This is a genomic window from [Rhizobium] kunmingense, from assembly GCF_977018605.1.
Window position 1 is genome coordinate 208,681 of sequence record NZ_CDRNXG010000001.1, and the last position, 11,512, is coordinate 220,192.

Genomic DNA, 11,512 nt, shown 5'->3' on the forward strand with positions numbered 1-11,512 from the left:
GTTACCAAAAGCTGAAGCCCAGGCCGATTTCGGGAAAAAAGCGATGCGGATGGAAGCAATTGGCGAGTTGCGCTATCATCTGCCCATGAAGCGCCAGGACGCGATCGAAAAGCTGAAGAGCCAGGCCGACGCCATCAGGGCGCTCGGGGCGACCTCGCTTTACCTTTTCGGCTCCGTGGCGCGCGACGAGGCAGGACCGGAAAGCGATCTGGATCTGTTCATCGATTATGATGCGGCAAAGAAATTTTCGCTGATCGATCTGGTGGGTATCAAGCTTTATCTCGAAGACGAACTTTCGGCCGATGTCGATGTGACGACCCGCGACAGCCTGCATCCCAGATTGAAAGAGAAAATAGAAAACTCGGCAATACGGATTTTCTGATGGCACGGGACGTCGCATTCATCCTTGACGATATCTTGGACATGATTGCCGCGATCGAAGATCTTGTTTCTGCGCGAACGCGCGACGAAATCGAGGGCGATCTTATGGTTCACCTCGGCTTGCATCGCGCGATATAAATCATTTCGGAAGCGAGCAAGCACATCCCGCAAGATATGCGCCAAGCGTTTCCAGACATACCTTGGAAGGCCATTCGCGGGATGGGAAACGTGCTTCGACATGAATATCACCGGATCGCAGATGACGTTATTTGGGACGTGATAGAGCATGACCTGCCGCCACTGAAGGCGAGTATCGAGATGCTCAAAGCAAGGCTCGAAGAGAACTGATACCCATCCCGCACCACCCTGCCATGCAGCCTCCCCGGTTGAGCTTGCGGCCTTCATCCGCTAGAACCGCCCGCGACGGATATAAAGGGCTATTCATGAGCGGTTTCGACCTCATCATCTTCGATTGCGACGGCGTGCTCGTCGATTCCGAAATCATCGCGGCGCAGGTCGAATCGCGGCTTCTGACGGAAGCGGGTTATCCGATCAGCGTCGAGGAAATGGGCGAGCGCTTTGCCGGCCTGACCTGGAAGGACATCCTGCTCACCATCGAGAAGGAAATCGACATTCCGCTGTCCGCCTCGCTGCTCGACAAGTCGGAAAAGCTGCTCGATGCGCGGCTTCAGCGCGACGTGAAGATCATCGACGGCGTCAAGTTCGCGCTCGCAAGGCTTTCGACACAGCGCTGTATCTGCTCCAATTCGTCGAGCCAGCGGCTCGACATGATGCTGACCAAGGTAGGCCTGAAGCCTTATTTCGCGCCGCATATCTATTCGGCCAAGGATCTCGGGCCGGACCGGGTCAAGCCGAAGCCGGACATCTTCCTGCATGGAGCGGAGCAGTTCGGCGTTTCGCCATCGCGTTGCCTGGTGATCGAGGATTCGACCCATGGCGTGCATGGCGCTCGGGCGGCCGGCATGCGGGTCGTCGGCTTTACCGGCGCTTCGCACAGCTATCCGAGCCATGCCGACCGGCTGACGGATGCGGGGGCGGAAACGGTGATCTCGCGCATGCAGGACCTGCCGGCCGTGGTGGCCGCACTCGGCGAATGGGCCGGCGCGATTTGAAGCCTCAAAAATCCACGACGAGACTGGCCTTCGCCGCGTGGCTGGCGAAGGTGCTTGAGAATTCTCCGGCATAGCCGAGCTTCAGCCGCGCTGCCCTGGTGATCTGCGCCGACAGCGAGGCCTCGATGATCGCCGTGTCGCGCGATAGCGAGACCCCTTCGATCAGGAACGGGCGGCCGGCGGAAAAGGCGAAGCGCGACGATGGCGATAGATCACCGAAGGCATGGCGCCAGCCGGCCATGCCGGCAATCGTCACCGGCAGGTCGGGCGTGCCGATCTCGGCGGACCAGCGCAAGCCCAGCGTCGCCAACGTGATGTCATCGGTGCCGTCACTGGCGGAGAGCGCCGCCGGACCGCCCTCCTCGCCAAATCCATCCGTATCGAGATTGACATAGGCGAGGTTGGCGAAGGGTTCGAGCGTCAGCGGGCCTGCCTTTTCGCGCCAGCCGAAATCGGCGAAGATCTGCCGCGTGGCGCTGGTGTAATCGGCCTTCAGATCATCCTCGAAGGCACCGAATGCCAAGCTGCGTTTCACCGAGATTTCATTGTGCGAATAGATCGCGCCACCGGTGAAGTTGAGTTTGCCCCATTCGGCGGCGGCATAGAGGCCGGCATGGAACGTGTCCCAGTCGGCATCGGTGCCGGCGGATGTGTTGGTGTAGCCGAAAAGGCCGCCGATGCGCCATGCGTCGCTGACGTCGCCATCGATGCCGGCGAAGACGCCGCCGAGATCGGCTTCGAGTTCCGACGCATTGCCGTCGTCATCCATCCGGCTGCGGCTGCCGACACCGGTGATCCACACACTTGCGCCGCCCTCGTTTTCCTTGACCGGCACATCGCCCCGCAGCCGGTCGATCACCGCCTCGCGGGCAAGCGACGACTGTTCCAGCAGCTGGCTCTTGAGCGAGGCATGGATTTCGCCGCTCAACTGGTCGAACGCATCGCGGGCGGCGGCGACGTTCAATGGCAGGACGCCGAGAAACACCGGATCGACTTCACCGAGCGCCTCGACGGCATTTGCCGTGGCGCGGGTGTTGCGGGTGTCCGTGACGTCGGCGAAAGCGACGGTGTTGCGTTCGAGGCTGAGTGTGATCGCCTGCGGATCGTAGTTGAGGATCGGCGCGAGGAAGGCGAAGTCGGAGGTGACCTCGTCGAAGGCGCCGTCCACGGTGTCGCCGGTCATGATCGTGTAGGTGGTGCCCAGCATGTAGGTGCCGGGGCCGGCCGTCACGTCCACCGTGCCGCCGTCGATGGTGATCGCGCCGACCGCATCGATGCGGTCCGAAAGACCGGCATCGTCGATTTCCACCTGATAGGTCGAGCCTTCGCGGAAGGTGACGTCGCCATTGACCGCGACGGTCGCGATGCCGGGACCGGGGGAAAACGTACCGCCCGAGCCGACGGTCAGGCCGCCGATATCACCGCCGCCGGTCAGCGTGCCATCTTCGCCGATCTCGATCGTGCCGCCGACCGAGCCGTCATTGACGAGCGTACCGCCCTCGACCGTCGCATCGCCGGTGATCGTGCCGCTGTTGGAGAATGTGCCGCCGGTATTGGTCAGCGAGGCGACCGTGCCGGCGTTGGAGAAGGAGCCGGCATTGGTGACGGAGCCTGCCGTCGCGCCGGAATTGTTGACGAAGATGGCGGCGGCCGCGACATCGACGGCGGTGACCACGAAATTGTTGACGACGGTGCCGCCGGTGACGGTCGTTGCCCCGGTGATCTCGCCGCCGCCATTGTTGGTGAAAGTGCCGCCGGTATTGGTCAGAGAGGCGATCGTGCCGGCATTGGTGGCGCGGCCGGCATTGGTGACCGCACCTGCCTCGCCGGTGGAATTGTTGATGAACTCGGCGGCGGCCGCGACATCCACATCGGTGACGATGAAATTGTTGGTCAGCGTGCCGCCGGTGACGACCGTATCGCCGGTGATCTCGCCGCCATTGTTGTTGGTGAAGGTGCCGCCGGTATTGGTCAGAGAGGCGATCGTGCCGGCATTGGTGGCGCGGCCGGCATTGGTGACCGCGCCGGCCTCGCCGGTGGAATTGTTGGTGAATTCGGCGGCGGCCGCGACATCCACGTCGGTGACGATGAAATTGTTGGTGAAGGTTCCGCCGGAGACTACCGTATCGCCGGTGATCTCGCCGCCGCTGTTGTTGATGAAGGTGCCACCGGTATTGGTCAGCGCGGTGATCGTGCCGGCATTCGAGGCGGTGCCGGCATTGGTGACGCGGCCGGCATTTGCGCCGGTATTGTTGACGAATTCGGCGGCGGCCGAAACATCCACATCGGTCACGGTGAAGTTGTTGGTCAGCTTGCCGTCATTCAGTGTGGACGTGCCGGTGATGGTGCCGTCGTTGATGGTCTCGCCGCCGGACATGGTGAGGCTGCCGTCGAGCGTGCCGGAATTGGCGAGCGTGCCGTCCGATATGCCGACATTGCCGGTGATCGTACCGGCATTGGTGATCGACCCGTCGGTCATCTCGACATCGGATACCAAACGGCCGGTCGCCGAAATGTCGATCTGGCCGGTTTGCGAAACGGCGGTGCCGCCTGCGGCTTCCAGCGTCGCGTCGACATCCAGCTCGCCGTCGCCGCGCACGTCCATGCGGTCGACGGTCGTATTTGCGGAAAGGGTTGCGGCGCCCGTGCCGATCCGCGCCGTGTCGCCTGGCCCCGGCACCGTCGGGTTCCAGTTCGCGCCATTGGAAAAATCGTTATCGACGGCGCCGGTCCAGACGGCTTGCGCCTGTGCACCGCCGGGCAGGATCGCACCCAGCGAAACGATCGCCGTGCAAAGCTTGAGGCGCCGCTTCGCGCGCGCCGAATAAGCGTGAGCAGACATCCCCAACCTCGTCCGGACCGGGGCGAAGCGCCCTTAACGATCTGATAACGAGTGTTAAGATTTTATGGTTAACGAAGCCTTAATACGAGACCTTCGGCGTTCACGAACGCCGCGGCCTCTGGGCGGGAGCGTTGTCGAAGCCGAGGCGGACGCGGGTGAAGCGCGATGCGCCGCCCTGGGCGTTGGGGATCTGTACGTCAGCCTTGGAGAACAGGAACTGGTTGCTGCCGGCCGGAATTTCCGTCGGGAAGGCAACCTTCTGCGAGTAGAGAACATTGTCGCCATCGACGACTTCGACGAGGATCGGCAGCGTCACCGGGCCGGGCGTGCCGGCCGGACCCTGAACGATGCGGCCCTGCGCCACGACATTGATCGTCAGCGTCGTCTCGTTGGCCGAGCACTGGCGGGTCACGTCGGCGAGCGAGGCCTGATAGATGAGTTTCTGCGGGTCGTCCTGGCCGCCACGGGCATAGGCACGGTGGAAAGCGTTCTGTTCCAGCATCACCACCTGCGGGCAATAGGCCTGCACGACGACGGGCGTCGGTTGGGCTGCGGCGGCGTCCGGTGCGGCGGATGTCAGGCCGAGGCCGGGGGAAGAAGAATTGCAGCCGGCAAGAACAGCCGCCATGGAAATCGCCAGAAAACCGCGAGAGAACTTGCCAACCACGTTACTCAACCCTTTGCAGTCACGTTTCGAATGGCGGTACCAACCCGTCGAATTCCGGTCTTTCACCGCCGATTTCGATAGTCTATATCAGCCGTCGGAACAAAAATCGATCAGGGATTCAACGTCTGTGGAATACATTTCTACTCGGGGCACAGCGCCCGCTCTCGGCTTTCGCGACGCACTCATGGCCGGTCTTGCAAAAGACGGCGGTCTTTATGTGCCGCGGACATGGCCGACCCTGTCGAAAAAGGAAATCCGGGCCTTGCGCGGAAAATCCTATCAGGAGGTCGCATTCGAGATCCTGTCCCGCTTCGTCGACGGCGAGATTGCCGATGACAAGCTGCGCGGCATGATCGACGAGGCCTATGCCACCTTCCGCCATCCGGCCGTCGCGCCGCTGGTGCAGGTCGGCCCGAACGAATTTATCCTCGAACTCTTCCACGGCACGACGCTCGCCTTCAAGGACGTGGCGATGCAGCTGCTCGGGCGGTTGATGGACCATGTGCTTACCGAGCGCGGCGAACGCGCCACGATCGTCGGCGCGACGTCGGGCGATACGGGTGGCGCAGCCATCGATGCCTTTGCCGGCCGCGAGCGCACCGACATCTTCATCCTCTTCCCGCATGGCAAGGTTTCGCCGGTGCAGCAGCGGCAGATGACCTCGTCCACAGAGGCCAATGTCCACGCGATCGCCGTCAACGGCAATTTCGACGACTGCCAGAACCTCGTCAAAGAGATGTTCAACGACGCGGCCTTCCGCGACAAGGTGAAGCTTTCGGGCGTCAACTCGATCAACTGGGCGCGCATAATGGCGCAGGTGGTCTATTACTTCACCGCCTCGCTGTCTCTCGGCGGCCCGGACCGCAAGATCTCGTTCACCGTTCCGACCGGCAATTTCGGCGATATCTTCGCCGGTTACGTGGCCAAGAAGATGGGTCTGCCGATCGACCGCCTGGTGATCGCCACCAATGACAACGACATCCTGGCGCGCACGTTGAAAACCGGCCGCTACGAGATGAAGGGCGTCAAGGCGACCACCTCGCCTTCGATGGACATCCAGATCTCGTCGAATTTCGAGCGCCTGCTGTTTGAAGCCTATGGCCGCGACGATGCCGCGGTGCGCCGCTCGATGGACGGGCTGAAGCAGTCCGGCGCATTCGAAATTCCGGACGCGGCACTGAAGGCGATCAAGCGGGAGTTCCGCGCCGGCCGCGCCACCGAGAAGCAGGTTGCCGCAACGATCCGCGAGACGCTTTCCACGACCGGCTACCTGCTCGACCCGCATACGGCGACCGGCGTGTTCGTCGCTGCCAAGAATGCCAGGCCTTCCAGCCCGATGGTGACGCTGTCTACCGCGCATCCGGCCAAATTCCCGGCGGCGGTAAAATCCGCTTGCGGAATTGATCCGGCACTTCCATCATGGCTGTCCGATCTGATGCAAAGGGAGGAGCGCTTCGACATTCTTGAGCCTGAGCTGAAAGCCGTCGAGACATTCATCGGCAGCAAGGCACGGGCCAAGTAACGGCGCGCCGGAAAGACATAGTATGAATGTAGAGATTACCCGGCTTCCCTCCGGGCTGACTGTCGTTACCGAGAACATGCCGCATCTGGAAAGCGTTGCGCTGGGCGTCTGGATCAAGTCCGGCTCGCGCAACGAGACGGAAGCCGAGCACGGGATCGCGCATCTTCTCGAACACATGGCCTTCAAGGGCACCAAGCGACGCAGCGCCCGCGACATCGCCGAAGAGATCGAGGATGTCGGCGGCGAGCTGAATGCCGCCACCTCGACCGAGACGACGTCCTATTACGCCCGCGTGCTGAAGGACCATGTGCCGCTCGCCGTCGATATTCTTGCCGACATCCTGACCGGCTCGGTCTTCGACAAGGAAGAGCTGCGGCGCGAAAAGCAGGTGATCCTGCAGGAAATCAACGCGGCCAACGACACGCCCGACGATGTGGTGTTCGACCATTTCTCGTCGGTCGCCTATCGCGACCAGACGATCGGCCGTCCGATCCTCGGCACGCCGGAGCGGGTGAAAAGTTTTACCCCGTCGCAGATCCGCGGCTACCTTTCGCGCAATTACACGACCGACCGGATGTTCGTGGTTGCCGCCGGCGCCGTCGATCACGACGCGTTCTGCAAGGAAGTCGAACAGCGTTTTGCCGGCCTGCCGACCACGCCGAGCGCGCCTCCCGTTCTGGAAGCTGCCCGCTATACCGGCGGCGACATTCGTGAGGAACGCGATCTGATGGATACGCAGGTGCTGCTCGGTTTCGAGGGCAAGGCGTATCACATGCGCGACTTCTACTGTTCGCAGATCCTCGCCAACATCCTCGGCGGCGGCATGTCGTCCCGCCTCTTCCAGGAAGTGCGCGAGCATCGCGGCCTCTGCTATTCCGTCTATGCCTTCCATTGGGGCTTTTCCGATACCGGCATTTTCGGTGTGCATGCGGCAACCGGCGGCGACGAACTGCCGACGCTGATCCCCGTCATCATCGACGAGCTGCACAAGTCTTCCGAGACGATCCATCAGGTGGAAATCGACCGCGCCCGCGCGCAGATCCGCGCCCAGCTTCTGATGGGCCAGGAAAGCCCGGCGGCGCGTGCCGGCCAGATTGCCCGCCAGATGCTGCTCTACGGCCGCTCCATCCCCAACGAGGAAATGATGGAACGACTGGAAGGCATCACCACCCAGCGCCTGACCGACCTCGCCGGCCGGCTGTTCTTCGATACCGTGCCGACGCTTTCGGCCGTCGGACCGATCGAGAAGCTTGCCCCGATGTCGGAAATCTCGGCGGCGCTCTCCTCTCCCGTCGTCAAGACCAAAGCTGCGGGCTGACAAGGTAGGGGCGCCGAAGAAGCATGGGTAGGTCGGTGTTTCGGTTCTTGTCCCGGCAGCCGGAAAACCCGGAACTGATCGGGCCGGAGCATGTTCTGCGGCTGCCTCAGTATGGCGATTACAAGCAATGGTACCGGCTGCGTTCCGACAGCCGGGGCTTTCTCCAGCCGTGGGAACCGGTCTGGCGCGGTGACGAGCTGACCGAGGGGGCCTTTCGCGCCCGCGTGGTGCGCGGAACCCAGGAGTTTTCCTCCGGCATGGCCGTGCCGCTCCTGCTTTTCCGCCGCGACGACATGGTGCTGCTCGGCGGCCTGACCGTCGGCTACATCCGCCGGGGTGCCGCGCAGAGCTGCATGATCGGATACTGGATGGGCGAAAAACATGCGGGCCAAGGCCATATGTTGGCCGCATTGAAGGTGGCTATCCCCTACATCCATCACGGACTTCAGTTGCACCGGATCGAGGCAGCCTGTATTCCGGACAACTGGAAAAGCATCCGGCTTCTCGAAAAAGCCGGCTTCGAGCGGGAAGGTCTTTTGCGAAAATATTTGAAAATCAACGGTGAGTGGCGTGACCACATGATGTTTTCCCGGTTGCCGGAAGACGGCGAATTCGGGAAAATGCTCAAGCCATGACGGAAGATTTGCGTATTGCGTACCGGGCCTTCGGCCTGAAGACATTGCTGTTTACCCTTATTTCGCTCCTCCTGCTCGCGCTTGCCGGTGCCTTCTCCGCGGCCCGCGCCGCAGAGCCGGTGAAGATTTCGCGTGACGACACGGCGCTCGACCTGACCGCCACGACCGATATCTATGCCAACCAGGGCGAAGCCTTCCAGGTTTCCACCGCCGCCGGCGCGGACGGCATCCGCCGACGCATCGAGGTGCGCTCCAGCACGCCGACGCATCAGGGCGACTGGGCCGTGTTTGCACTGTCCAACGTCTCGGAAGAACAGCTGGAGCGCGTCATCGTCGCCCCGCATTTCCGGCTCGTCGGGTCCAAGGTGTTCTGGCCGGACCTCGGTTCGCAGCGCATCAGCGCCATCACGCCGTCGGAAGGCTTTTCGCTCGACCGCATGGCAAGCCCCGATGCCGACGTCTTCCGCATCACGCTGAACCCCGGCTCGACGATCACCTTCGTCGCCGAACTCGCTACCCCCTCCCTGCCGCAGATCTATCTGTGGCAGCCGGATGCCTACAAGGACACGGTCAACGCGTTCACGCTCTATCGCGGCATCGTGCTCGGCATTGCCGGTCTTCTGGCGGTGTTTCTGACCATTCTCTTCGTCGTCAAGGGCACCTCCATGCTGCCGGCGGCGGCGGCGCTCGCCTGGGCGGTGCTCGCCTATATCTGCGTCGACTTCGGCTTCCTCGACAAGCTGATCACCATCACCTCCAGCGACCAGCGCATATGGCGTGCGGGCGCGGAAGTGGCGCTCGCCTCGTCGCTGCTGATCTTTCTGTTCACCTATCTCAATCTCAACCGCTGGCATGTGCATCTCGGCTACGGGACGCTGGCCTGGGTGGTGGCGCTCGGGCTGCTGGGCGGCGTGGCGATCTACGATCCGTCCGTCGCCGCCGGTATCGCGCGGCTTTCGTTCGCGCTGACCGGCACGGTCGGCATCCTGTTGATCATCTATCTCGGCTTCAACCGCTATGACCGCGCCATCCTTCTGGTGCCGACATGGACGCTGATCCTCGTCTGGCTGTTCGGCGGATGGCTGACGGTGACGGGCCGGCTCGACAACGACATCATCCAGCCGGCGCTCGGCGGCGGTCTCGTCCTCATCGTGCTTCTGATCGGCTTTACCGTGATGCAGCACGCATTCGCGGGCGGTGCCTATCAGCAGGGCCTGTTCTCCGATCTGGAGCGCCAGTCGCTGGCGCTGACCGGTTCGGGCGATACCGTCTGGGACTGGGACGTGGCGCGCGACAAGGTCGTCACCACGCCGGATATCTCGGCCAAGCTCGGACTTGAACACGGTGCCATGCACGGCCCGGTGCGCAACTGGGTGCCGCGCCTGCACCCGGACGACCGCGACAGGTTCCGCGCCACGCTCGACGTTCTGCTCGAACATCGCCGCGGCCGGCTGCACCATGAATTCCGCATCCGCGCCGAGGACGGGCATTTCCACTGGCTGCAGATCCGCGCGCGGCCGGTGCTCGGCTCCAATGGCGAGATCATCCGCTGCGTCGGAACGATCATCGACATTACCGAGCAGAAGAATTCGGTCGAACGGCTGCTGCAGGATGCGTTGCATGACAACCTGACAGGCCTGCCGAACCGCCAGGTCTTCCTCGACCGGCTGCAGAGCGTGCTGACGCTGGCCGCAAGCGGCGACAGCGTGCGCCCGACGGTGATGGCGATCGATCTCGACCGCTACAAGCAGGTGAACGACAGTCTCGGCATCGCGGCCGGCGACAACATGCTGATCGCGCTGACGCGTCGCCTGCGCCGCCTCCTGAAACCGCAGGATACGCTGGCGCGCCTTGCGGGCGATCAGTTCGGCCTGATCCTGGTGTCCGAACGCGATCCGGCCAAGATCGCCGATTTCGCCGATGCGGTGTCGAAGGCGATCATGGTGCCGATCAACTATGCCAATCGCGAGATCGTGCTGACGGCCTCGATCGGGCTTGCCTCCTTCGTCGACCAGCAGGAGAGCGCAGCCGGGCTGCTTGCCGATGCCGAACTTGCCATGTACCGAGCAAAGCGCGGCGGCGGCAACCGGGTCGAACCGTTCCGCCCGGTCTTCCGCACCTCCGGCACCGACCGGTTACAGATCGAGACGGATCTGCGCCGGGCGCTGGAACGCAAGGAGCTGTCGCTCGCCTACCAGCCGATCATTTCGCTGAAGGATGGAGAGATCGCCGGTTTCGAGGCGCTGATGCGCTGGGAGCATCCGAAGCGCGGCACGATCCCGCCGTCGGAATTCATCCCGATCGCGGAAATGTCGGACCTGATCGGCCCGCTCGGCGTCTTCGCCATGGAGCGCGCTGCAGCCGACCTGGTATCCTGGCAGGAGCAGACCGGCGAGCTGCCGATCTTCGTGTCGGTCAACCTGTCGAGCGCACAGCTGCTGAACGCCGATCTTTACAACGACGTGCGATCCATTCTCGCACGCACACACGTCAATCCGCAGCAGCTGAAGCTGGAACTGACCGAGAGCCTGATGATGGAAAATCCGGAGCAGGCGCGGCTTGTTCTGGCAAAACTGAAGGAAACGGGCCTGAGCCTGGCGCTCGACGATTTCGGCACCGGCTATTCGTCGCTCTCCTACCTGACGCAGTTCCCGTTCGACATGATCAAGCTCGACAAGACGCTCACCGCCAACATGAGCGACAAGGGCGCCGTGCTGCTGCGCTCGATCATCGCCATGGCGCGGGGCCTGGAAATGACGGCCGTCGCCGAGGGGATCCAGTCGGATGAGGACGCGATCGAGCTTGCCAAGATGGGCTGCCATTACGGCCAGAGCTACCTCTTCGGCCCGCCTGCCGCCGGCGACGCGATCCAGCGGCTGCTGAAGGAACGGTTTCCGCTGACGAAACGGGCTTAAACTCAAAAATTCCTGGCGGCGGGCGTCATCCTCGGGCTTGTCCCGAGGATCTACCGCGGCTTCTTATGGCAGATCCTCGGGACAAGCCCGAGGATGACG

General features: G+C 62.8%; 10 protein-coding genes. 8 read left to right on the forward strand and 2 right to left on the reverse strand.

Going from position 1 to position 11,512, the window contains the following annotated elements:
- The first annotated feature begins 85 nt into the window (after positions 1-85).
- From AC0JZ4_RS01145 to AC0JZ4_RS01160, 4 genes are all read left to right on the forward strand, one after another.
- Entirely contained in the window at positions 86-382 is a 297-nt protein-coding gene (locus tag AC0JZ4_RS01145) for a nucleotidyltransferase family protein (RefSeq protein ID WP_471887742.1), read from the forward strand.
- A complete protein-coding gene (locus AC0JZ4_RS01150) occupies positions 382-519 on the forward strand; it encodes a hypothetical protein (protein ID WP_471884636.1) in 138 nt (45 codons plus the stop codon). Before AC0JZ4_RS01145 ends, AC0JZ4_RS01150 begins: the two co-directional genes overlap by 1 nt.
- A 3-nt stretch (positions 520-522) precedes the next feature.
- Positions 523-729 (forward strand): HepT-like ribonuclease domain-containing protein, encoded by a 207-nt coding sequence (locus AC0JZ4_RS01155; protein ID WP_471887743.1) that lies wholly within the window; start codon positions 523-525, stop codon positions 727-729.
- Positions 730-824: 95 nt separating this feature from the next.
- Positions 825-1,514, forward strand: a complete 690-nt coding sequence (locus AC0JZ4_RS01160; RefSeq protein ID WP_471884637.1) for an HAD family hydrolase — start codon at positions 825-827, stop codon at positions 1,512-1,514.
- 4 nt (positions 1,515-1,518) lie between these two features.
- On the opposite strand, the gene AC0JZ4_RS01165 is transcribed toward AC0JZ4_RS01160, so the two are convergent.
- Together AC0JZ4_RS01165 and AC0JZ4_RS01170 are read right to left on the reverse strand one after the other, a co-directional pair.
- Complete coding sequence (locus tag AC0JZ4_RS01165; RefSeq protein ID WP_471884638.1) at positions 1,519-4,356, reverse strand: autotransporter outer membrane beta-barrel domain-containing protein; 2,838 nt, start codon at positions 4,354-4,356, stop codon at positions 1,519-1,521.
- A 100-nt stretch (positions 4,357-4,456) separates the two neighbouring features.
- Positions 4,457-4,984: a PilZ domain-containing protein gene (locus AC0JZ4_RS01170; protein WP_471887744.1), complete on the reverse strand. Its 528-nt coding sequence runs from the start codon at positions 4,982-4,984 to the stop codon at positions 4,457-4,459.
- A gap of 166 nt (positions 4,985-5,150) precedes the next feature.
- Here AC0JZ4_RS01170 and thrC point away from each other — a divergent pair, with 166 nt between their 5' ends.
- From thrC to AC0JZ4_RS01190, 4 genes are read left to right on the forward strand one after another with little or no spacing between them, the layout of a single operon-like run.
- Entirely contained in the window at positions 5,151-6,545 is a 1,395-nt protein-coding gene (gene thrC, locus AC0JZ4_RS01175) for a threonine synthase (protein ID WP_471884639.1), read from the forward strand.
- 22 nt (positions 6,546-6,567) lie between these two features.
- Complete coding sequence (locus tag AC0JZ4_RS01180; protein WP_471884640.1) at positions 6,568-7,863, forward strand: M16 family metallopeptidase; 1,296 nt, start codon at positions 6,568-6,570, stop codon at positions 7,861-7,863.
- Between the two features lie 23 nt (positions 7,864-7,886).
- Positions 7,887-8,498 (forward strand): GNAT family N-acetyltransferase, encoded by a 612-nt coding sequence (locus AC0JZ4_RS01185; RefSeq protein ID WP_471884641.1) that lies wholly within the window; start codon positions 7,887-7,889, stop codon positions 8,496-8,498.
- Positions 8,495-11,413, forward strand: a complete 2,919-nt coding sequence (locus AC0JZ4_RS01190; protein WP_471884642.1) for an EAL domain-containing protein — start codon at positions 8,495-8,497, stop codon at positions 11,411-11,413. The genes AC0JZ4_RS01185 and AC0JZ4_RS01190 overlap by 4 nt, the downstream gene beginning before the upstream one ends.
- Positions 11,414-11,512: the final 99 nt, after the last annotated feature.

Bases quoted from the DNA above. Each gene is read 5' to 3' on its own strand.
- AC0JZ4_RS01170 (WP_471887744.1), bottom strand. From the start codon at position 4,984: ATGGCGGCTGTTCTTGCCGGCTGCAATTCTTCTTCCCCCGGCCTCGGC.
- AC0JZ4_RS01180 (WP_471884640.1), top strand. From the start codon at position 6,568: ATGAATGTAGAGATTACCCGGCTTCCCTCCGGGCTGACTGTCGTTACC.
- AC0JZ4_RS01185 (WP_471884641.1), top strand. From the start codon at position 7,887: ATGGGTAGGTCGGTGTTTCGGTTCTTGTCCCGGCAGCCGGAAAACCCG.
- AC0JZ4_RS01145 (WP_471887742.1), top strand. From the start codon at position 86: ATGAAGCGCCAGGACGCGATCGAAAAGCTGAAGAGCCAGGCCGACGCC.
- AC0JZ4_RS01150 (WP_471884636.1), top strand. From the start codon at position 382: ATGGCACGGGACGTCGCATTCATCCTTGACGATATCTTGGACATGATT.
- AC0JZ4_RS01190 (WP_471884642.1), top strand. From the start codon at position 8,495: ATGACGGAAGATTTGCGTATTGCGTACCGGGCCTTCGGCCTGAAGACA.
- AC0JZ4_RS01160 (WP_471884637.1), top strand. From the start codon at position 825: ATGAGCGGTTTCGACCTCATCATCTTCGATTGCGACGGCGTGCTCGTC.
- AC0JZ4_RS01165 (WP_471884638.1), bottom strand. From the start codon at position 4,356: ATGTCTGCTCACGCTTATTCGGCGCGCGCGAAGCGGCGCCTCAAGCTT.